This is a genomic window from Halococcus dombrowskii (genome assembly GCF_022870485.1).
GTDB classification, from domain to species: Archaea; Halobacteriota; Halobacteria; order Halobacteriales; family Halococcaceae; genus Halococcus; species Halococcus morrhuae.
The window spans coordinates 2,637,483-2,659,175 of sequence record NZ_CP095005.1; the positions used below are offsets into that span (position 1 = coordinate 2,637,483).

At 64.6% G+C, this 21,693-nt stretch carries 22 protein-coding genes; 13 read left to right on the forward strand and 9 right to left on the reverse strand.

The features are described from left to right. Positions 1–54 precede the first annotated feature (54 nt). Positions 55–1,020: an AIR synthase family protein gene (locus tag MUK72_RS13695; RefSeq protein WP_244702117.1), complete on the forward strand. Its 966-nt coding sequence runs from the start codon at positions 55–57 to the stop codon at positions 1,018–1,020. A gap of 71 nt (positions 1,021–1,091) precedes the next feature. After that, on the forward strand, positions 1,092–1,562 hold the full coding sequence (locus MUK72_RS13700; RefSeq protein ID WP_244702118.1) for a redoxin domain-containing protein: 471 nt from the start codon (positions 1,092–1,094) through the stop codon (positions 1,560–1,562). Positions 1,563–1,642: 80 nt separating this feature from the next. Here MUK72_RS13700 and MUK72_RS13705 read toward each other — a convergent pair whose 3' ends face one another. Then, positions 1,643–1,945, reverse strand: coding sequence for an antibiotic biosynthesis monooxygenase family protein (locus MUK72_RS13705; protein WP_244702120.1), 303 nt, complete (start codon positions 1,943–1,945; stop codon positions 1,643–1,645). Between the two features lie 182 nt (positions 1,946–2,127). On the opposite strand from MUK72_RS13705, the gene MUK72_RS13710 reads away from it, so the two are divergent. The 10 genes from MUK72_RS13710 to MUK72_RS13755 all read left to right on the forward strand — a co-directional run bounded on the left by MUK72_RS13710 (position 2,128) and on the right by MUK72_RS13755 (position 11,873). Further along, entirely contained in the window at positions 2,128–2,472 is a 345-nt protein-coding gene (locus MUK72_RS13710; protein WP_244702122.1) for a DUF488 domain-containing protein, read from the forward strand. Positions 2,473–2,630: 158 nt separating this feature from the next. Further along, entirely contained in the window at positions 2,631–3,335 is a 705-nt protein-coding gene (locus tag MUK72_RS13715) for a DUF4013 domain-containing protein (RefSeq protein WP_244702124.1), read from the forward strand. 208 nt (positions 3,336–3,543) lie between these two features. After that, positions 3,544–3,999 (forward strand): FxLYD domain-containing protein, encoded by a 456-nt coding sequence (locus MUK72_RS13720; RefSeq protein ID WP_244702133.1) that lies wholly within the window; start codon positions 3,544–3,546, stop codon positions 3,997–3,999. A gap of 236 nt (positions 4,000–4,235) precedes the next feature. Then, a complete protein-coding gene (locus tag MUK72_RS13725; RefSeq protein ID WP_244702135.1) occupies positions 4,236–4,763 on the forward strand; it encodes an SHOCT domain-containing protein in 528 nt (175 codons plus the stop codon). Positions 4,764–4,995: 232 nt separating this feature from the next. After that, the gene (locus MUK72_RS13730) at positions 4,996–5,544 is read left to right on the forward strand and encodes a ribbon-helix-helix protein, CopG family (protein WP_244702147.1); all 549 of its coding nucleotides are present in this window, start codon (positions 4,996–4,998) and stop codon (positions 5,542–5,544) included. Between the two features lie 122 nt (positions 5,545–5,666). After that, positions 5,667–6,875: an Nramp family divalent metal transporter gene (locus MUK72_RS13735; protein WP_244702158.1), complete on the forward strand. Its 1,209-nt coding sequence runs from the start codon at positions 5,667–5,669 to the stop codon at positions 6,873–6,875. Next, positions 6,876–8,909 carry a hydantoinase/oxoprolinase family protein gene (locus tag MUK72_RS13740; RefSeq protein ID WP_244702160.1) on the forward strand — a complete coding sequence of 678 codons (2,034 nt, stop codon included), beginning with the start codon at positions 6,876–6,878 and terminating at the stop codon, positions 8,907–8,909. Then, entirely contained in the window at positions 8,906–10,555 is a 1,650-nt protein-coding gene (locus MUK72_RS13745) for a hydantoinase B/oxoprolinase family protein (protein WP_244702162.1), read from the forward strand. Before MUK72_RS13740 ends, MUK72_RS13745 begins: the two co-directional genes overlap by 4 nt. Then, positions 10,552–11,268 (forward strand): maleate cis-trans isomerase family protein, encoded by a 717-nt coding sequence (locus MUK72_RS13750; RefSeq protein ID WP_244702165.1) that lies wholly within the window; start codon positions 10,552–10,554, stop codon positions 11,266–11,268. Before MUK72_RS13745 ends, MUK72_RS13750 begins: the two co-directional genes overlap by 4 nt. A gap of 80 nt (positions 11,269–11,348) precedes the next feature. Then, a complete protein-coding gene (locus MUK72_RS13755; RefSeq protein WP_244702167.1) occupies positions 11,349–11,873 on the forward strand; it encodes a metal-dependent hydrolase in 525 nt (174 codons plus the stop codon). Positions 11,874–11,942: 69 nt separating this feature from the next. On the opposite strand, the gene MUK72_RS13760 is transcribed toward MUK72_RS13755, so the two are convergent. The 7 genes from MUK72_RS13760 to MUK72_RS13790 all read right to left on the reverse strand — a co-directional run bounded on the left by MUK72_RS13760 (position 11,943) and on the right by MUK72_RS13790 (position 19,926). Next, complete coding sequence (locus MUK72_RS13760) at positions 11,943–12,290, reverse strand: hypothetical protein (RefSeq protein WP_244702169.1); 348 nt, start codon at positions 12,288–12,290, stop codon at positions 11,943–11,945. A gap of 72 nt (positions 12,291–12,362) precedes the next feature. Next, positions 12,363–12,746 (reverse strand): SWIM zinc finger family protein, encoded by a 384-nt coding sequence (locus MUK72_RS13765; RefSeq protein ID WP_244702171.1) that lies wholly within the window; start codon positions 12,744–12,746, stop codon positions 12,363–12,365. 385 nt (positions 12,747–13,131) lie between these two features. Further along, complete coding sequence (locus MUK72_RS13770) at positions 13,132–15,219, reverse strand: dipeptide ABC transporter ATP-binding protein (RefSeq protein WP_244702173.1); 2,088 nt, start codon at positions 15,217–15,219, stop codon at positions 13,132–13,134. Further along, positions 15,216–16,127, reverse strand: coding sequence for an ABC transporter permease (locus tag MUK72_RS13775; RefSeq protein ID WP_244702175.1), 912 nt, complete (start codon positions 16,125–16,127; stop codon positions 15,216–15,218). Before MUK72_RS13775 ends, MUK72_RS13770 begins: the two co-directional genes overlap by 4 nt. Further along, a complete protein-coding gene (locus tag MUK72_RS13780; RefSeq protein WP_244702178.1) occupies positions 16,127–17,119 on the reverse strand; it encodes an ABC transporter permease in 993 nt (330 codons plus the stop codon). Before MUK72_RS13780 ends, MUK72_RS13775 begins: the two co-directional genes overlap by 1 nt. A 64-nt stretch (positions 17,120–17,183) precedes the next feature. Beyond that, positions 17,184–19,157: an ABC transporter substrate-binding protein gene (locus MUK72_RS13785; RefSeq protein WP_244702181.1), complete on the reverse strand. Its 1,974-nt coding sequence runs from the start codon at positions 19,155–19,157 to the stop codon at positions 17,184–17,186. A 115-nt stretch (positions 19,158–19,272) separates the two neighbouring features. Next, positions 19,273–19,926, reverse strand: a complete 654-nt coding sequence (locus MUK72_RS13790; RefSeq protein WP_244702183.1) for a helix-turn-helix domain-containing protein — start codon at positions 19,924–19,926, stop codon at positions 19,273–19,275. A gap of 245 nt (positions 19,927–20,171) precedes the next feature. Here MUK72_RS13790 and MUK72_RS13795 point away from each other — a divergent pair, with 245 nt between their 5' ends. After that, the gene (locus MUK72_RS13795) at positions 20,172–20,492 is read left to right on the forward strand and encodes a DUF7116 family protein (RefSeq protein WP_244702185.1); all 321 of its coding nucleotides are present in this window, start codon (positions 20,172–20,174) and stop codon (positions 20,490–20,492) included. Here MUK72_RS13795 and MUK72_RS13800 read toward each other — a convergent pair. Then, positions 20,489–21,664 carry a pyridoxal-phosphate-dependent aminotransferase family protein gene (locus tag MUK72_RS13800; protein WP_244702187.1) on the reverse strand — a complete coding sequence of 392 codons (1,176 nt, stop codon included), beginning with the start codon at positions 21,662–21,664 and terminating at the stop codon, positions 20,489–20,491. The two genes, MUK72_RS13795 and MUK72_RS13800, sit on opposite strands and share 4 nt — an antisense overlap. Positions 21,665–21,693: the final 29 nt, after the last annotated feature.

Genomic DNA, 21,693 nt, shown 5'->3' on the forward strand with positions numbered 1-21,693 from the left:
GCACGGGCGTTCGCAATGAAAAGGCGAATGGGATCGTTCGCCAAACGGGGACCCATGAGCAAGCTCTCACCGGCGGAGCTGGAGCAGTACGTGTTCTCACGGACCGGCGACGCGAACGAGAACCTGCTCGTCGGCCCCCGCGAAGCCGAGGACGCCGCCGCGATCGAGACGGGGGCCGGAACCCTCGTCGTCAGCACCGACCCGGTCTCGTTGGCCGTCGAGCGTATCGGACGGATCGGCGTCGCGGTCGCATCCAACGACGTCGCTGCATCGGGTGGCGTGCCGGAATACGTCGTTTCGACGGTTCTGCTGCCGGAGCTTGACGAAGAGGTACTCGATACGATCACCCGCCAGTTGCACGCGACGTGCGAACGATTCGGGCTGACGATCGTCGGTGGCCACACCGAGTCGGTCGCCGGCCTCGAACGGCCGTTGCTGTCGCTGACCTGTCTGGGATACACCGATCGGTTCGTCTCGACCACGACGGCCACGCCGGGCGATCGCGTGCTTCTCACGAAAGGTGCCGGAATCGAGGCCACGGCGGTATTGGCATCCGATTTCCACGAACAGATCGACGCCGACGAGGCCACGTTCGAGCGAGCGCACTCGTTTTTCGACGAACTGAGTGTGATGCCCGAAGCGGCCGTCTGTACGCCCGTCGCGACCGCGATGCACGACCCGACCGAGGGTGGCGTCCTCGGCGGGCTCGTCGAGATCGCCCGAGCAAGCGATACCGATCTCGTCCTCGATGGCGATGCGGTGCCGGTCCGCCCGACGACCCGCGAGCTCTGTGCCGCGATGGAGGTCGATCCACTGCGCGTTCTGGGATCGGGTGCGTTGCTCGTGACGGTGCCGGCCGATGAGGCCGCAGGGACTCTCGACGCCCTCGACGAGGAGGGTATCGTCGCGATCGACATCGGTCACGTCGAGGCAGTTTCGGGAACCGCACCGGCAGTCGTTCGTGACGGCCAGCGGCGAACGGAGATGGTTCAGGATGGGATGTACGCGCTCTGGGACTGAGCGGCCTGCATTGCTGGTTTCCCGTACGTTCGGAGTGAGCCTTAAGACCGTCCCGCTCGTAGGGTAGGACGATGGTTTCCAACGGCGATACTGCACCCACGTTTTCCGCGACGGTCGGCACGAGCGACCACGAACCGTTCGAACTCGACGAGCATCTCGGCGACGGACCGGTCGTTCTCGCGTTCTTCCCCGGTGCGTTCACGCCCCCGTGTACGAACGAGATGGTCGCCCTGCAGGACCACCGAGAAGAGTTCCAGGACGCCGGCGCGACCCTGCTCGGCGTGAGCGCCGATTCGGCGTTCTCGCTCGGCGCGTTCCGTGAGGAGTACGACATCGAGTTCGATCTCGTGAGCGACATGAGCCGTGAGGCGATCCAGGCGTACGATCTGGAGATCGACATCGAAGAGCTGGGTCTCTACGGCATCGCGAACCGCGCGGTCTACGTCCTCGACGAGGACGGCACCGTGGTCTACGACTGGGTTGCCGACGATCCGACGAACGAGCCGGAGTACGACGCCGTCCTCGAATCCGTCGAGTCGTAATCCCTCGTTTCGCGATCCACCGTCACGGTTAGACGGAGATCCGATAACTACCGCCTTTTGTCGATACTGAGATTGGGCCCTTAGTCGGACGATCGCTCGACGACGACCTCGTGAATGTCGACCTCGTTCGGTGCTGCAAACGTTTCCTCGGCGGAACGATCCGCATGAGCCTGTTCGAACGCTACACCGTCCTTCCACGCTTCGTAATCGCCCCGCGATTCCCATGTTGTCATCGTGATATACCCATCCGCGTCGATCGGGCGAAGCACCCGCAACTCGACGAAACCCGGCTGGTCTTCGATACCGTGACTGGTCTTGAGTCGTTCGACGAACGTCTCGGCGTGCGCTTCCGGAATTCGAACATGGTTCGATACGGTGATCATTCGTGATTTGCCCGGTGGGACATCCTCATCCTGTCGATAAATACGATCGGTTCAGCTACCGGCTGAATCGGCTGGAATCGTTTTCTCAACTCGGCGTGGCGTTCAGTACGTCGTACCGATCGTGATCGTCGGAAAATGGGCAAATACTATACCTCGACTGCCATCCAAGTCACGTATTGTACATGCCAATCCAGACAAAGCGCATCTACGAAGAACCCGAACCGGAGGACGGGACACGCGTGCTGGTCGATCGTCTCTGGCCGCGTGGCGTCTCGAAGGAAGACGCGGCGCTGGACCGTTGGGCCAAAGACGTTGCGCCCTCCGACGAGCTTCGTAACTGGTTCGATCACGATCCCGACCGATGGGACGAGTTCGAAAAGCGGTACAGGGACGAACTGACTGATCGGGACGTCGTCGACGAACTCCGCGAACTGGCCGACGACGGAACCCTGACGCTGCTGTATGCCGCAACGGACCGTGATCACAACAACGCAGTCGTCCTGCGAGACGTCCTCGACGGGAAATAGGGGTAGTGTGATCTCGACGCAGCCTGCTCACGGAGCGACTCGCGATAATGTATCGGCATTCATGAAAATAGAGGAACAGTTATCTCCTCTGGCGGCCTACTATCGGTCGAGAACGGAGTCATGCCGCTTCCGGCGGCTGTTCGCTCTCGGAGAGAACAATGATCAGCGATTCGATAACCTACCTGCGGAACAGTGACGAGCTCGCCAAAACGATCCTCATCGGCGGCGTGCTCTCGATTCTGAGCGTCCTGCTCATCCCGGCGTTCGTCGTGTCGGGCTACCTCGTGCGCGTTCTCCGGAGCGCGATCGACGGCGAAGCGACGGCTCCGGCGTTCGGCGAGTGGGGCGAACTGTTCGTCGACGGGCTGAAAGCGTTCGTGATCGCGTTCGTCTACGGGCTCGTTCCCGCTGTTGTCGGGTTCGTCCTCGTTGGCGGGAGCGTCATCGCCACGTTCTCGACCGAGAGCGGGAGCGCGGGCCTGCTCGGTGGTGTGGGCCTTCTCTTCGGGCTGGCCGTCTCGGTGGTGCTCGGGCTCGCCGCGTGGTATCTGATCCCCGCTGCGACCGCGAGCTTCGCCACGACCGGCCGTCTGAGCGCTGGCTTCGACATCGGCACGCTGCGGCCGGTCGTGACGAGCAAGCGCTACGCCACCGGATGGCTGCTGGCGCTCGGCGTCATCGTCCTCGCCGCGGTCGTCGCCGGCATGCTCAACGCGATCCCCGTTCTGGGGACGATCGTGGGCGTGTTCGTCAGCTTCGCCGCCAGCGTCGTCGCCTACCACATCATCGGTCGGACGTGGGCCGACCTCCAGCCGATCGCGACGCGCGACAACGGCGTGATCGACGACCAGCCGGTGGTCTGAGAACACCTGAACGGCTCGGACGGCCGAGCTCGTAACGCTCGCGCCGATATCGTCTTTCCAGCTGTATCGGTTGCAACGGAGTACATATTGAGTAACACTCGAAAATTGGTTTCTGAGCACGACGGGTGCGTGTGAGACACGACCACGTTCGTCCGCTCGACGACCGCGTTCCGAAGTGCTATCGTCGCTGGAGTGACTGGACGAATCCATGAATCGCAGGGAGTTCGTCGCCGTCGGTGCCGGAGGCGGGGCGTTGCTGGTCGCCGGTCTGGGAACCGTCCTCGGCGACGGCCGTCTCGACGACGGTCCCGCCTACGGCACGGTCGCCACGCCGCCCAGCTCCGGGACGATAACGCTCGACAACGGACTGGAAGCCTCGCTGTACGCCGACGGTGCAGTCGCCCTCTTCGGCGCGTCGCTGACCGTTGATATCGAGGGCGGCACGGCCATCGCCGGACGGTTGCGAAACGTCTCCGGACGTCTGCTCGACGAGGTACGACTCAGAGTGCAGTTCCTCGACGAGGGTGATGCGGTCTTGGCACAGGGCTGGGTCGCCGAGCAGAACCTTTCAGCCGGCGCGGACTGGGAGTTCGTCGTCTCCTACCCCGGCGACGATCCCGACCGCATCGCAGCGGCGACCATCAACGAAATCGACGCCTACTGAGCCGCCACTACATTCGACTCGGCGAAAAGCGGTAGCTTGATCGACGAAATACCGCCCCACACGTTACGTGCGAGATCGATCGGAAGCAGCGGATTGCGTGTTCACGATTCGTTTCTTTTGCACCCGCGTCTGCGAGCGGGTTGGGGACCGCCATCGAGAGCGTGTTTGTCTTCCCATCCCGGAATGGGTGAACTCCTGCTGATAAAGATAAATGACCGGCAGCCATAGCGGCTCGCATGGGCTGGTTGCGCAGACACTCGCTCGCGATCTCGTCGATCGTTCTACTGGTCTCCAGCGTCTTACTGGCCGTCGTGCTCGGCTACGCGGGGTTGGTCGCCTACTCGGGGCTCGCGGCGGGCACAGCGCTCGCCAGCGTGCTCACGGAGCTCGCTGTCCCCTATCTCCCGATCGTGGCACTCCTGCTGGTGCTCGTCGTTGTCTCCGGGACCGTCGCGACGTGGAGCGCGCTGCGCCGGCTGTCGATCCCGAGAAGCGAGCGGTTCGGCACCGCGGCCGAACGGATCGAGCAACGCTATCCCGTCATCGACGGATTCGGGATCTCCGAGTTCGTCTCGCCACCCGAACCGACGACCGAGGACGCTCTCGCGGACCTGAAACGCCGGTACGTCGCCGGCGAGCTCGACGAGGCGGCCTTCGAGCAAAAACTCGATCGTCTCGTCGCCAACGAATCGGTCGACGACATCCGTGCCGAGCGCGAACGTAGAGCCGTGCTGGACGAATCCTCGAACGGTTCCGGGCGCTAAGCATGGCCTGCGGCGTCAGAACTTCGAGGGGAGCCGGGTCCCCGTTCTCGTCGGAAAGCCGGCCACCGATCACACCGTCCGATTCCTGTCTCCCTGCTACCCGGACCGGAGCCGCTGACCTGATCACATGACTCCCATGTGGTGAGACACACTCGAAGCGGTGAACACGGTCGACGAACAGCAGCTGAATCGTCCACGAAAGAGTGTTGTCCGCATGGGTCCGTCACCCACTATGACTGGCGATCGCGTTACGGTCTCGTTGGACGACGATGCAAGCGCTGCTCTCGAAACGCTCACCGACCGTACCGAGGACGGCCACAGCGAACTCGTCCGGCAGGCGCTCACGTTCTACGCCGCGAACTTCGAGGCAGCGACGGCCAACAGGGAAGTCGATCTCGGCGTCTACTACCGGATGCTCGCGGGCGGCGAACACGTCCTTCTCGACGTCGATTTCCTCCACTGCTTTCTCGACTACGTCGAAACCGAAGCCGGCGACCCGGATCCCGATTTCTTGGAGTCCGCCGATCGTGTCTCGGAATACCACGCGAGCGAGTACGAAAAGCGGTTTTTGACCCTCGGTGATCTACTCGACTGGCTCTCGTTTTGTGGCTTTCTCACGGTCCGGACGACCGACGACGACACATACCACGTCGTTTTCCCGACCGAATCGATGAAGTGGTTCATGCTCCGGTTCATCGAACGAACCACCACGGCCCTCGACTTCGAGATCGAGGTCGACGAGGGCGTCTCGAAGGTCCTGCTTACCGAACACGCCGAGTAGCGACGTATCCGACGCTCTCCACGAACGCCTTCCCGTTCATACGGCTGCATACTGCATGCACACCGGCCACAGGAACCCTTTTCAACGGATTGTGTAATCAACTATCGTGAGGTAGATTGACAATGGGACTCATACAGCGACTACGGGCGATCGGTCCGGGTGCGATGGTCGCGGCGGCCTTCATCGGCCCCGGAACCGTGACGACCGCGAGCGTCACCGGTGCACGGTTCGACTACGCGCTGGTCTGGACGCTCGCCTTTTCGATACTCGCGACGATCGTTCTCCAGGAAATGAGCGCTCGTCTCGGGCTCGTTTCCCGCGAGGGGCTCGGCGAAGCATTGCGCGATCAGTTCGACAACCCGATCGCGAAGTGGGGATCGATCCTCCTCGTCGTCGCCGCCATCGGGGTCGGCACGGCTGCCTACGAAGCCGGGAACATTCTGGGCGGGGCAGCCGGACTGGAGACCATCACCGGTGTGAGTTCAACCGTCTGGGGGATCGTCATCGGCATCGTGACCGGCGCACTCCTCTATACGGGCAAATACAAGCTCATCGAGCGCGCGCTCGTCGGACTGGTCGCGATCATGGCCATCTCCTTTCTCGTCTCGGCGGCGCTCATCGGTCCTGACCTCGGTGCGCTCGCGGTCGGGTTCGTCCCGAAGATCCCGGAGGGATCGCTCTTTCTCATCACGGGGCTGATCGGAACGACCGTCGTCGGCTACAACCTCTTCTTGCACGCGAGCAACGTCCAAGAGCGGTGGAGCGGCCCGGACGAACTGGGTGCGTGTCGAACCGATACCGTAATCTCGGTCATTATCGGGGGAACCATCACGATCGCGGTGCTCGTGACGGCTGCCGCTGCGTTCCCGACCGGCACCGAGATCACCGACATCGGGCGGATGGCCGAACAGCTCCGCCCGATCGCCGGCCCGTACGCGACGCTGTTCTTCAGCATCGGCCTGTTCGCCGCGGGGTTCACCAGCGCGACGACGGCCTCGCTGGCTGGTGCGTACGCCACGGCGGGCGCGCTCGGTTGGGAGACGGATCTCTCGGCGACCCGCTTTCAGTCGGTGTGGGGAGTCATCCTCCTCGTTGGCGTCTCGTCGGTCTTCGTCGGCGGTAGCCCCGTCGAGATCATCGTCTTCGCACAGGTCGTCAACGGCATACTCCTGCCGATCGTTGCGGTCTTCCTCATCATCGCCATGAACTCGGAGACACTCCTCGGAGAGTACACCAACGGTACGGTGTCGAACGTCCTCGGTGGTATCGTCACGGTGATCGTCGTCTGGCTCGGTGTCCGGTCACTGCTCACGGTGGTGGGGGTGATCTAGATGGCCCCCGAAGAGCGCCTCGCTGCCGACGACCACGACGTACGCCTCGGCGTCGACGTCGGTGGGACGTTCACCGATGTCGTCCTCCTCGACGGCGATGATCTCACGACCGCGAAGGTACCGAGTACCGAGGATCAGAGCGTCGGCGTGATTGAGGGCATCGAGAAAGCCTGCGCCGAGGCCGCCGTCGCTCCGGATGACGTCGACTCGTTCGCCCACGGGATGACCGTCTCGGTCAACGCTCTCCTCGAAGAGGCGGGCGCGACGACGGCACTGGTCACGACCGCGGGGTTCAGGGACGTCCTCGAGATCGGCCGCCAGGACCGGCCCGCGCTGTACGATCTCGACGTCGAGAAGCCGACGCCGCTGGTCCCCCGTCGGCGACGTCACGAACTCGCCGAACGCGCGACCGTCGACGGCATCGAGACGCCGATCGACGAGGACGAAGTGCGGACACTCGCCGCCGAATTCGATGACGACGTCGAATCCATTGCGGTCTGTCTGCTCCACGCCTACGCCCACCCCGACAACGAGCGCCGCGTCGCCGAGGTCCTCCGTGAGGAATCGGACGCCAACGTCTCGGTCTCCCACGAGGTGCTGGCGGAGTTCCGCGAGTACGAACGCACCGCCACGACGGTCGCCGACGCGTACGTCACCCCGGCGATCGACAGCTACATCGGTCGACTCGAAAGCCGTGCCGAGGAACTGGGCGTTCCCGCACCGCGCGTGATGCAGTCCAACGGCGGCATCGCCGACCCGACGACCGTCCGTGAGAACGCCGTCACCACCGTCCTGTCGGGACCGGCAGCGGGCGTCGTCGGTGCCGAGACGACGGCTACCGGCCGGGCCGACGATCTGGAAGGGCTCATCACCTTCGACATGGGCGGGACCTCCTCGGACGTGAGCCTCGTCCGCGACGGCGACGTCGAGCGCACGACCGACGCCACGATCGACGGTCGCCCGATCGGCGTACCGATGGTCGATCTCACGACCGTGGGTGCCGGCGGCGGTTCGGTCGCGTGGGTCGATGCCGGCGGCGCACTCAGGGTGGGTCCCGAGAGCGCGGGGGCAAACCCCGGGCCTGCCTGTTACGGCCGCGGCGGCACCACGCCGACGGTCACGGACGCGAACGTCGTCCTCGGCTACATCGGTGGGAGTTCGGCACTCGGCGGCGAACTCGAACTCGATGAGAGAGCGGCCCACGACGCACTCGCCGATCTCGCGAACGAGTCCGACCTCGATGGCCCAGTGGCAGCCGCCCGTGGGGTCTACCGCGTGGCGAACGCGACGATGACCCGCGCGATCCGCTCGATTACCGTCGAGCGCGGTCACGACCCCCGCCAATTCGGCCTCGTGGCCTTCGGCGGCGCGGGGCCGATGCACGCGACCGCGCTCGCCGATGCTCTCGACATCGAACGGGTCGTCGTCCCGCGTGCCTGTGGCGTGTTGTCGGCGTACGGGCTCCTGGCGGCCGACGAGAAACACGACGCCGTCCGTACTCATCGAACGTCACTCGGCGATCTCGACATCGATACCGTCGAGACTGCCTACGACGAGCTCGCCGCACGCGTCAGCGCGGATTCGTCGGATTCGGACGCGGCTCACATCGAGCGGGCGGCGGACTGTCGGTACGCGGGCCAGAGTTTCGAACTCACGATCCCTGTCGAGGAGCCGATCGATCCGGACGGGCTCGCCGAACGGTTCCAGCAGGCCCACGAGACCGCCTACGGCTATCGGATGGACGATACGGTCGAACTCGTGACGCTCCGGACGACGGCGACAATCGAGCGCGAACCGACGACACTCACGTACGCCGGCAACGGCGAATCACGGACGGACAGTCGAACAGTGATTTTCGGTAACGAATGCCACGAAACACCGGTCTACGCCCGCGAAGCCCTCGCTACCGACCGCGAACTGACCGGGCCGGCGATTCTCGAAGGAACGGAGAGCACCGTCGTCGTGCCACCGTCGTGGACGGGAACGGTCGGCATGGACGGCACGCTCGTCCTCGAACGGGAGGTGACCCGATGAGCAGCGACGCTCCCGAACTTGATGCGGTCACGCTCGAAATCATCCGCAACCAGCTCGAAGGCGTCGCCGAGGAGATGGGCGAGGTGCTCATCACGAGCGCGTACTCGCCGAACATCAAGGAACGCCGGGATTGTTCGACCGCGCTGTTCGATGCCGACGGGCGGCTCGTCGCCCAGGCCGAACACATTCCCGTGCATCTCGGCGCGATGCCCGAGGCGGTCGCCGCCGTTCTCGATCACGACCCATGCCCAGGCGACGTGTTCGTGCTCAACGATCCCTTCGCCGGCGGGACGCATCTCCCGGACATCACGATGGTCTCGCCGATCAGCCTCACGGAAGACGCTGCCGACGACGAGATCGTCGGCTATGCCGTCTCGCGCGCTCACCACGCCGACGTCGGCGGGATGACGCCCGGGAGCATGCCGGCCGGTGCGCGCGAGATCCACCAAGAGGGGCTGCGCCTCCCGCCGACGCGACTCGTCGAGGGTGGCGAGATCGACACGGATGTTCGCGAGCTGATCCTCGCGAACGTTCGCAACGCCCGCGAGCGCTGGGCGGATCTGCGCGCCCAGCTCGCGGCCAACGAGCGCGGCGGCGAACGCATGCGATCGCTGCTCGACGAGCACGGCCGCGAGCAACTGCTCGACGCGTTCGATGCGGTGATCGACTACTCGCGCGAGCGGATCACGAGCGAACTCGCCGCCCTGCCGGATGGCACCTGGAGTGCGAGCGATGCCCTCGAAGGCGATGGCGTGACCGACGCCGAGATCCCCATCGAGGTGAGCGTCACGCTCGACGGCGGCGCGGCGACGGTCGATTTTGAGGGGACGGCCGAACAGGTTGCAGGCAACCTGAACGCGCCACTCGCGGTGGCGAAAAGCGCGGTCTACTTCGTGCTCCGCTGTGTGACCGATCCAGAGATCCCGCCGAACCAGGGATGTTACGAACCGATCACCGTCGACGTGCCGTCGGGAACGCTGTTGCATCCCGAGCCGCCGGCCGCCGTCGTCGGTGGCAACGTCGAGACGAGCCAGCGCGTGACCGACGTCACCTTCGCCGCGCTCGCCGACGCCGCACCCGAGGTGGTGCCCGCGGGCGGACAGGGCACGATGAACAACCTCACGATCGGCGGGCGGACCGACGGCGAGAACGGCACAAGCGAGTTCTCCTACTACGAGACCATCGGCGGCGGCTTCGGTGCTCGCCCCGATAGAGACGGGATGGACGGCGTTCAGGTCGGGATGACGAACACCCTGAACACGCCCGTGGAGGCGCTCGAAGCGGCCTATCCGCTCACCGTCGAGCGGTACGCGCTCCGGCCGGACAGCGGCGGCGCGGGACGCCATCGCGGTGGGTTAGGGATCGAGCGCTCCGTCAGGCTCGAAACCAGCGCGACGGTGTCGCTACTCACCGAACGACGTCGCATCGCCCCCCGTGGCATCGCCGGCGGCAGGGACGGCGCGACCGGCGAGAACCGCATCGACGGGGAACGCGTCCCGGCGAAGACGACCCGCGAGGTCGCGGCCGACACCACAGTGACCGTCCGCACGCCTGGCGGTGGCGGTCACGGCGAGCCCGCCGAGCGTGATCCAGAACTCGAAGCCCGCGATCGTGCGGACGAAAAGACGGGCATCGACGAGCCATGACCGGTTGGCGCGCCCGGCTCGGGCTCATCGTTCCCTCCTCAAACACGACCGCCGAACCGGAGCTGACGACCGCTTGCCCGGCGGGGACGAGCGTCCACGCCGCCCGGATGCCTCTCGAAGACGTCACCGCGGACGATCTCGACGCGATGGCCGACCGCACGATCGAGTGTGCGGAGCTGCTGGCTCACGCCGACGTCGATGTCGTGGCCTACGGCTGTACGACCGGCAGTCTCCTCCACGGACACGGCTTCGACGCCGAGCTGGAAGCGGAGATCGCGACGACGGCGGACTGTCCGGCCGTGGCGACCGCGCTCTCGGTGGAGCGGGCTCTCGATGCGCTCGACTGCCGGCGTATCGCTCTCGCCACACCGTACGTGGACGATCTCACCCAACGGGAGGTGGCCTACCTCGAAGAAAGCGGCCGCGAGGTCGTCGCCGTCGACGGACTCGACATCACGGCGAACACCGACATCGGCGCACTCACGCCCGAAGACGCCTACCGACAGGTCGACACGCTTCTGGCCGACGCCGACGATCCCGACGGCGTCTTCGTCTCGTGTACGAACTACCCGTCGCTATCGGTCGTCGAGACGCTCGAAGCCGATTTCGGGCTGCCGGTCGTCACCAGCAACGCGGCGACGCTGTGGGATGCGCTCCGGACGGTCGATGTCGATACTGCCGGTTCAGGCCAGTTGTTCGCTCGCGGACGATAGCACGGTACACGCACCGTCTGTTTCGCGCAGTCGTCAGGGCGACCGCAACGGTCATTCGGTCTCGCCGATATCCATCGACAATGCTGCCGTGGGGCCACCTCGCGTTCGGCTATCTCCTCGTGTCGGCGCTCGTGCGGGTGGTCCCGGACTGGGAGATGGACCGAACGACGGTGCTGCTCGTCCTGCTCGGGACGCAGTTCCCGGACCTCGTCGACAAACCGCTGGCGTGGACGTTTCACGTCCTCCCGAGCGGTCGCTCGCTCGCGCACTCGCTGTTCGCTCTGGTGGCCGTCTGTGCGCTCGTCGGCTACTACTATCGCCGCCGCGGCCGTCCCGACCTCGGTGTCGCCTTCACCGTCGGTTATGGCTCCCATCTGATCGGTGACGGATACGGCTACCTCTTGTCGGGCGAGTACACCTACCTCTCGTCGCTCGGCTGGCCGCTGCTCCCGCCGCCACCGTTCGGCGACGAGGGGACCTTCCTCACGCACATTCCGGAGTTCGCCTTCACGCCCGGACTGCTGGCACAGGTGACGCTCCTGGCCATCTTATATGTCGTCTGGATCGAGGACGGCGCACCCGGGCGGGAGCTGTTCGACCGCTGATTGCTTGACTATGCCGGTCGACCGCTGACGCCCATGCAGAAGATCGCTCCGTGCCGGATCGTTGCTTCGTTATGACGAACTATCGTCCGAATCACCCTCTAGTTCGTCGGCTTCGTTCTCCGTCTCCGACTGGATGCTCTCCATATCGACGTCCGCGTCGAGTTGCTCCTCGTCGACGGCCGATTCGAGCGTCTCGCGGTCGGTCACCGCGCCGATCCCTTGCTCGTCGACGGCCGACTTGATCCGATCGGTGTCGATCGCCGAATCGACGTTCTCCTCGCCCGTTCGCGACTTGAGCGCCCGCTTGACAACCACGTATCCCATGGCTGCTGCACCACCGGTCGCGATCGCACCGGGGATCCCGGCGCGTTTGTAGCCATGCTTGACCGCTTTCTTGCCGAGTGCGAGTCCGATCATCACATCGGAGGTCGTTACTCGGCGATCAAAACGTCGGGGCGCTCGTTTGCAAGCACAGTAGAGAATCCGGCGCTATCCGAAATGATCGAGGTCGCGCCGGAGACGCACGAGCTCGGCACGCTGGGCCGCGAGGGAGGCGATGTGATCGTCGAGCGTATCGAGCGCGTCCTGGATCTCCGTATCGAGTGCATCGAGATCGCGACTGCCGGCTTCGATGCGGGCGCGGCGGATGTGTTTGCAGTCGGCCTCCCGATAGATGAAATCGGGACAGGTACAGGACGGCTCTCGAATGTCGACGAGATATTCGATGCCCTCCTCGCTGTAGACCTGGTAAACGTCGGGTCCGTGCTCGATGACGGTCAGGCGCTCCGAGAGCGCCCGTCGGTCGCGCTTGTCGATCTCGTGTTTGAACGGTCGCGTTGCGAGCGCTTCGTCGTACGACGTGGATGTGCTCACGACTGAATATCTGATTCGGGGATCAGTCCCGCATTCTCGACCCGCATCACCGCCTCGCCGTCGCGAAGGTCTTCTCGGGCTGCGGTCACTGTCATATGTCATCGAAGGTACTCCACCGGGATAAGACGTCGTTAACAACAGACTGAAAGTGAAGTCATTACGACTGAAACGGACGAAATTGCCTGTTAGCGTCTCTTTATCGGCGGTCTGAGACACATTCATCACGTTGGTCTCCATCGTGGATCGAGGTGACGCTCGGTGCCATCGCTCCCGCACAGCAGATCGGTGTCCGCTGTGATTCGAACCGTCCGATTCACGTACGGAGGACGCCACAGTCGACGATGGCTCGCCACGAGAGCACGTAGGGAAGGCGGGGAATCGAGGCTCAGTCGCCCGTCGACTCCCCGCGCGTGGCCGACTCGAATGCCTCGTCGATGGACGAATACTGTGCCTCGTCCTCGGGGTAATAGCAGGCTGCCGTGTGTCCACCATCCGCCGTTTCGTCCGCTTTCGGCTCGGCTTCTCTGCACTCCTCACGAGCCTTTGGACAGCGTGGGGCGAACGCACAGCCCTGGGGAAGATCGACCGGGTCCGGCGGTTCGCCGTCGAGGAGGACCCGGTTGCGATCGACCGAGGGGTCTTTCTCGGGCGATGCCGAGAGCAGCGCGTTCGTGTAGGGATGTTTCGGTGCCGACACGACCCCTCCGGTCGCGCCCATCTCGACGATCCGGCCGAGATACATGATGGCGAGCCGGTCGGAGACCTGCGTGAGGCTCGCGAGATCGTGCGAGATGTAGATGATGCCGATACCGGCCTCGGTCGCGAGCTCCCGCAGGAGGTTCAGGAGGTTGACTTTCAGCGAGACGTCGAGCATCGATGCGGGTTCGTCACAGATCAGGAAATCCGGATCGAGTACGAGCGCGCGAGCGATCGCGACGCGCTGGCGCTGGCCACCCGAGAGCTCGTGTGGGTACTGATCGAGGAACTCCGTCGCGGGCGTGAGACCGACCCGTTCGAGTGTTTCGACGATCGCCTGCTCGCGCTCGTCGGTCCGGTAGTCGTGGATCGTCAGCGGCTCGCCGACGAGCTCTCGAACCCGCTGACGCGGGTTCAGCGCGTCGTAGGGATCCTGAAAGACGAACTGCATCTTCCGGCGGAACTCCTTCATCTCCCCGTCGCGATACTCCTCGAACGGTTTCCCGTCGAAGGTGATCTCGCCGTCGGTCGGCTCTTCGAGCAGCGCGATCGTCTCGCCGAGCGTGGATTTCCCACAACCCGATTCCCCGGCGACGCCGAGGATCTCCGAACGCTGGACGTCGAGCGAGACGCCGTCGACCGCCCGGACGTGCTCTCGCTCCTCGCCCCGAAGCCGCGCCATGAGCGGCTGGCTTTGGTCATAGTGCTTTTCGAGTCCGTTCGTTTCGAGCAGCGTCTCGTCGGTCTCGGCTGTCGTCGCCTCGTCCTCGGTGATCCCCCACGTCGCCGGGTCCACGGCGTCGCGACGCATCCGTGCGGCCTGCTGGACGTGATGACAGGCCGAACGCTGGTTGCGGTTCGGGAGATCGACCACGTCCGGATGTGAGGCCTCGCACTCCTCGGTGGCGAACGGACAGCGATCGACGAAAACACACGACGAGGGTTCTTCGGTGAGGTTCGGCGGCGAGCCGGGGATCGACACCGGGTTCTCGTCGGTGTCGTCGACCGACGGGAAGGAGTTCTTCAACCCCATCGTGTAGGGGTTCGACGGGTTGATGAGCACGCTCTCGACGCTGCCCTGCTCCATCACCTTGCCGCCGTAGAGCAGCGATAGTTCGTCACAGGTCTCGGCGATGACGCCGATATCGTGGGTGATCAGCAACAGCGAGCTGTCGATGCGCTCCTGGATGTCGAGGATCGTGTCGACGATCCTGTCCTGAACGATGACGTCGAGACCGGTCGTCGGCTCGTCGGCGATGATGAGCTCCGGATCGAGCGCGAGCGCCATCGCGATCGTCACGCGCTGGCGCATCCCGCCGGAGAACTCGTGTGGGTAGTCGTCGATGCGGTTCGGATCGAGCCCGACGCGCTCGAACAGCTCCCGTACGCGATCGCGTGCCTTCGCCGTCGAGACGTTGCGGTGTTTCTGAATCGCCTGTTTGATCTGTGCGCCCGTCGTCATCACTGGGTCGAGCGAATCCATCGCGCTCTGTGGGATGTAGGCGATCTCCTCCCAGAGGACATCGCGGCGTTGCTCGGTCGAGAGCGCCGTCAGCTCCGTCCGCTTGAACTCGATCGTACCGGATTCGACGGTTCCGTTGTCGGCGAGCAACCCGAGGACCGCCTCGGCGGCCGTCGATTTCCCGGAGCCGGATTCGCCGGCGAGGCCGTAGTTGACGCCCTCGTCGATGGTGAACGAGACGCCGTTGACGGCGTGGATCGTCTCGTCGTCGGTGCTGTACGTGACCGTGAGGTCGGTGATGTCGAGCAGTGTCATTGGCTGGCTGTGATTTCGGGGTTGATCCGTTCCTCGTACCGTCGGCCGATGAGGAACACGGACGTCGTGACAGCGGCGATACCGATGGCGGGCGGCAGCACCCACCACCACGCGACCCGGATCGCGCCGGAGGCGAACACCTGCCGGAGCATCCGCCCCCAGCTCGTCGCGGTCGGGTCGCCGAAGCCGAGAAACGCGAGGCTGGCCTGGAGCGAGATCGACCACGCGATCCCGTAGGCCGTATACAGGAATCCGGTGGCGAGCACGTTCGGAGCGATATGGTAGAACATCGTCCGCAGGTGGCCGGCCCCGCTCGCACGCGCCGACCTGACAAACGTCCGGTTTTTGACCGCGAGCACCTCCGACCGGACGACCCGCGCGGGCATCTTCCAGAGGAACAGCATGATGATGAGCGCGATGAGCCAGACGTTCGGTCTGACGAACGTCAGCAACAGCAGCGCCATCGGCGTCAGCGGCAGCGAGAACGTCAGATCGGTCAGCCGCATCAGCAGCTCGTCGACGTAGCCGCCGAAGTAGCCGCTCGTCAGTCCGACGAGGAAGCCGATGACGCCGGTGCCGATGCCGCCGACCAGTCCGACGATGAGCGTCGGCCGTGCCCCCGCGAGGAACTGGCTGAACACGTCCTTGCCGAAGGCGGTGGTGCCGAACCAGGAGTCGAGATTCGGGGCTTCGAGCACCGCGATCGAACCGCTTGCCGTCCGGGCGCTGTACGCGACGGGATCGTGTGGCGCGAGCAGCGGGCCGAACAGCCCGAGAAAGCCGAACAGCGCGATGACGATCACCCCGCCGAGGGCGAGCCGGTCGCCGGCAAGAAAGCGGAGCTGGTCGGCGATCCAGCCGTACCGACCCACGAGACGCTCGCGAACAGAGGCCGAGCCGGTGCTCATCACGCACCACCCCCGGTCGTCGAGACGGTTGGATCGAGATACTCGTAGAGGCTATCGGCGACGAGGTTCATCACGATGACCGCGAGCGCCATGATGAACACGGCGGCCTGGATCAGCGGGTAGTCCTGCTGGCGGATGGCGACGACGAGCAGCCGGCCGATGCCGGGCCACGCGAAGACGACTTCGAGCAGGATGAGCCCCTGGAACACCATCCCTAGTCTGAGTGCGAAGTAGGTGATGATGGGCAGCAGCGAGTTCCGCCCGGCACGGAGAAGCTGTTCAATCTCGGTGAGCCCCTTCGCCTCGTGGAGTTTGAGAAACGCCGATCCCTTCTTCTCGACGACGCCGTTACGCGCGAGCAGCAGGAAATCCCCGCTGTAGAACAGGACCGCCACGGTGAACGGCAGGACGTAGTGATGCAGGAAATCGACCGACAGGTAGGTCTCGATCAGTCCGTCGGGTGAGGCCGTCAGGCTTCGCATCCCGAACGTCGGGACGAGCCCGAGCTGGTAGCCGAAGACGATCAGCAGGAAGATCGCCGTGATGAACACCGGCGTCGACCGGAGGAACGTCGTCACGACGATGCTCAGCTTCTCGGTTATCGAGCCACGATTCCAACCGGCGTACATCCCGAGCAGGCTGCTCAGGACGGCGGTCGTGATCAGTGCCGGGATGAGCAACAACAGCGTGTTCAACAGTCGCGGTCCGAGGATCGCCCAGACCGGCTGGCTCCGCCGGATCGAGTAGCCGAACTGGAAGGTCAGCAGGTTCTCGACGTATTTGATGTACTGCTGGAGAATCGGTTCGTTCAGCCCGTAGGCCGCGATGATCTCCTGTGCCTGCTCGGGCGTGAGATTGCCGGTCGTGATCAGCGTCTCGAACGGCGAGCCCGGCAACAGTCGGAGGATCACGAAGATCACCGAAATGGCGACGAGGGTCAACGCCGCCGCGATCGCGGTCCGTTTGACCAGGAACCGCTGGAACTCGCTCATCGGCGGCCTCCGTGGCCGCGATTCGGCTCCGTCCACTGTGCCTGTCGTGTCGCTGTCGGTATCGTCATTGTGACTCCGTCCCGTGTGTGTTCGAGAAATCCGGCTGGCCGAGTTCGGTGCGCCGCTTGTGCGTGTTCCCGTTCTGGATGCGTTCGACGAACGCGGCCCACGCCTGCCCCTCCGGGAAGTGAATCGTTCCTTCCTCGTCCCACGTGTAGCCCGCCTTCCGCAGGATGGTTCGGGCCGCCGAGCGATCGTAGCCGTAGCGCTTGGCGTTCGGGTTGTGCCACGTATCGAGCAGCGGCGAGATCGGGTTCTCGCCCTGGACCGTCGCCCGGCCGTTGAGGAACGTGTCGACGAACCCCTGTTTGTCGATCGCCTTCGCCAGCGCGACGCGGAACTCCTTGTCGCGGATGAGCGGCACCGAGAACATCAGCTTCGTATCGAGCGGGGCGAAGTTCTTGGCGGTCATCTTCGAGATCGCCGCTGGCTGGCTCGCCCGATCGGCCTGTGTGTTCGAGAGCACGCCACCGACGGCGTCGATCTCGCCGCTCTGGAGCGCGCCGATCATCGCCGTGCTGTTGGCGACGTTGACCCAGAGCACGCTCTCGATGCCGGGGCCACTCTCGAAGTAATCGCCGAGCGCCTTCGATCGGAACTCGTCGCTCCACATCCAGTTGTTGTCCCAGCGCTCGACCCGGAATCGGGTTCCCTGACTCCAGTCGACGAACTTGAACGGGCCGGTGCCGACGGGGTTGTTGGGGTTGTACTGGGTGGGCGAGCTGACGTCCTTCCAGCGATGTTTCGGGATGACCGTGCTCTGGACTACCCCCTGTGTCATGAACGTCGCGTCGGGGCCGGTGAGGTTGAATCGAACCCGCCCGCCGTCCGTCCGCGAGAGGATCTCGGTGCTCTCGACCGGTTCGTAGAACGGCACGACGCTGGTCGCGCTGTGCTGTTCGAAGAAATCGAGCGAGAACGTGACGTCTTCGGGTGTGAACGGCTTGCCGTCGTGCCATTTCACCCCGTCACGGAGATCGACTTCGACGGTGGTGTCGTCGACGAACCCGCCGCCGGTCGCGAGCGCGGGGATCACGTCGAGATCCGGCGAGGCGTCGAACAGCCCGTCGTAGATGTATTTGAGGCGGTACTCCTCGGCACCGCCGGCCGACCACGGCTGATTGAGCGAGTTCATCGACGTGGTCGTCCCCTTGACGTAGCTTCGGTCGCCCGTCCGTGGCTGGAGGTTGACCTCCGTCCACTGGAAGGTGTCCCGGGTCGGACCGGGGCCGGGCGTCGGAACGTAGCCTTCGAAATTGCGGGTGTTCGCCGCGGTGATCACGTCCGGAAAGAGGCTGATGATCGCGCCGACGTCCTCAGCGAAGATTTTCTGAACTTCCTGTATGAGATCGGCGCGTCGTTGCTCGTCTTCAGTGATCTCGTCCTGTTTGTCGAGAAGCTCGTTGATCCGCGGATGCCAGTAATTGTCGTAGTTGAACGGGCTGTCCTTGGAGCGCCGGGTCAACAGCGCGTTCGGCCCGATTCCGCGGACCGGGTCCGGGCCGTGAGTGCTCATCGAAAACACGTTTTCGAGTCCCGGTGTGTCCCAGCTCTGTGCGTACAGCTGATTCAGCGGCCGGTCGATGATGCGGGCAGGAGCGCCCAGCGCGTTGACGCTGCTTTTCATCATCAGCGCGTGCTGTTTGCTCCAGGGATCGTCGTCGCTGGAGAACTCCATCGTCAGTGTTTCGAGCGGCGCTCCCGCACGTGCGGTGTAGTCGAGCGGTGGGCCCTCGGCCTGTGCCGCGTCGTCGAGCGTCGGCCAGTCGTGCCAGTATTTGGTCTCGACGCTCGCGGGCGTTCCTTTGGGAACGTCGGCATTGAGCGTGTTCCCGGCGTCGCGTCCGCCGAGGGACGAGCTACAGCCCGCGAGCGTGGACAGCCCGACGGTGCCGGCCGTGGCCGCGAGCCACCGTCGACGGGTGATCCGTCGTGTATCGATGGCGTCAGTTGATCGTCGATGATCGTTCGGTACCATGCTACGAGGTAGCAAATGGAAGGTATCTCATTGAAATTATCCCCGATACCCGCTGGTCACGACCGATCTTTATATACTGGTGGTCCGCCCCGACCGCTATTCGTCGTGTTTCGTTCTACTCTTTGCGTGAGCCGTAGAGCAGCGCCAAGAGGTTCCGTTCCGCGACGCGCAACCGTTCGCTAGCCGTCGACTGGGAGACGTCCAGCGCCCCGGCGATATCGTTCGTCGATGCCGTCCGCGGAACGTCGAAGTAGCCCAGCTCGTAGGCGGTTTCGAGAACCGCAAGCTGTTCGTCCGCAAGCTTCGTCGTGATGACCTCGGTTATTCGACCACCGTCCAGCGGCTCGCCGGGGTTCTCTATCTGGCTCACGCTCTGTAGCTCGAACGCGCCCAGTGACTCTTCGAGATCGTCGGCGAGCGCCCGAAACGACTCCCAGTTCCGCGCGGTCACGACGACCTCGAACTCGTTCCCCTGGAGAACGATCCGATTCGGGATCGCCTCGTGGCGCAGCACCAGCCCGAGAATGAACGGATACGATTCGTTGGCGACGAGTGTGAGCCGACGGACGACGATCTCGGACGGTCCGGTCGGAATTTCGTGCGTGTAGAACATCCGCACGCCCCAGATATCCGCGATGGCGTCGTGAGGATCGAAATCAGTTGTCGAGGATATCGTAAGCGATTCGATCCACTTCCCGTCCTCGATGTAGAAGGCGTTGTCGAGCTCGATGCTCCGGACGCCGTCGATGCGGGAGCCGAGCTTCTCCATCACACCGGTCGGGACGGTGCGGAATTCGACGCGAAGAATCGATGATCACTCCGTACCACTCTCATCATCAACTGCGGTATATGCCTCACGGAACACACCGTCGACGGTTTCTCGCCCGATAGCACGAAACCCCTGCCGGACGGTCCGGTGACGGAACTCGACCATTCTGGGGCCAAGAAAACGTCAAAACAACGATATTGCTCGGCACGAACGTTTATGATGTCGGCATGCGTATCTCTCTGTCAATGGGGACTGTTACCACAACCCCGTCCGAGGAGGCCCGGTCGATATTCACGGAACTCGGCTACACCGTCTCTGGCAGCGGCTGCGAGCTCAGAGCCGAACGCAAATGGCGCGTCGTCCGCGTCACGGCCGCCGACGAGGCGACCGAACTGCCCAAATCGGGCGAGCTTCGCTGTTTCGTCGCGTGGATGGACGCGGCCCACGATCTCAGGGACCGCTTGATCAACGCCAAACCCGACTACGACTGGGCGGTCATCGGTGTCGACAGTACGGGCGAGTACGACGTGCTTCATCCGTCGCTCGGCCCGTCGCTGCTCGTCTAGTTCGACAGCTCTTTTCGCGCCGCCGCGAGCCCCGCGTCGGCGTCGATCCCAGCGCTCTCGCCGAGAACGTCGCCGAGTGCCCCGAGCACCGACAGTACGTTCGAGCGGCGCGCGGAGTGGCCCATGCAGCCGATCCGGAGGATCTCGCCGGAGAGATCGCCCAGCCCGCCCGCGACCTCGATATCGTAGCCGTCGAGCAGCTCGTCGGTCACGGTCGAATCCTCGATGTCGGCGGGCAGGCGAACGGTGTTCAGGCTCGGCAGCCAGCTCGTGCTCGCGAGTTCGAGCCCCATCGCCTCGATGCCGGCTCGCAGCCCGTTCGCGACGCGTTCGTGGCGCTCCCAGCGCGCTTCGATCCCCTCTTCGGCGGCGAGGCGCAGCGCCTCCCGCAGTGCGTAGACGTTCGTGATCGGCGCGGTATGGTGGTAGGCGCGCTCCTCGCCCCAGTAGTCGGTGAGCTCGGTGAGATCGAGATACCAGGAGTTCACCGACGACTCGCGCTGTTCGATCTTCGCCATCGCCCGCTCGCCGAGCGTGAGCGGGCTCGCCCCCGGCGGCGCGGAGAGGCATTTCTGGGCGGCCGAGTACGCCGCGTCGATCTCCCACTCGTCGACCTTGAGCTCGACGCCGCCGAAGGTCGTCACCGCGTCGACGATGGTGAGCGCGTCGTTGTCGTGAGCGAGCTCGGTAAGCGCCGGCACGTTTGGCTGGAGCACGCCGGTGCTCGTCTCGCCGTGGACGAACGCCAGCAGGTCGGGGTCGTGAGCGTCGAAGGCCGCACGCACGTCGTCGATGTCGAGCGGTTCGCCCCACGGGGCATCGACCGTCACGGTCTCGCCGCCGGACCGCTCGACCATCGACGCCATCCGCCCGCCGAAGTAGCCGTTGCCGGGGACCACGACCGTGTCGCCCGGCTCGGTGAGGTTCGCGATGGCGGCCTCCATCGCCGCCGATCCGGTCCCGCTGATCGGGACCGTCCACTCGTTGTCGGTCCGGAAGACGTAGCGGAGGAGTTCCTGAACCTCATCCATCAGGTCGACGAACGCAGGGTCGAGATGGCCGACGAGCGGCGTGGCCATCGCCCGGCGAACGCGCGGGTGGACGTCGCTCGGACCGGGGCCCATCAGCGTTCGGTTGGGTGGGGTGAGTTCGCCCACCGCGGGTCGTTCCATACCGGGGTGATTCGGGCAGCGTTGAAATG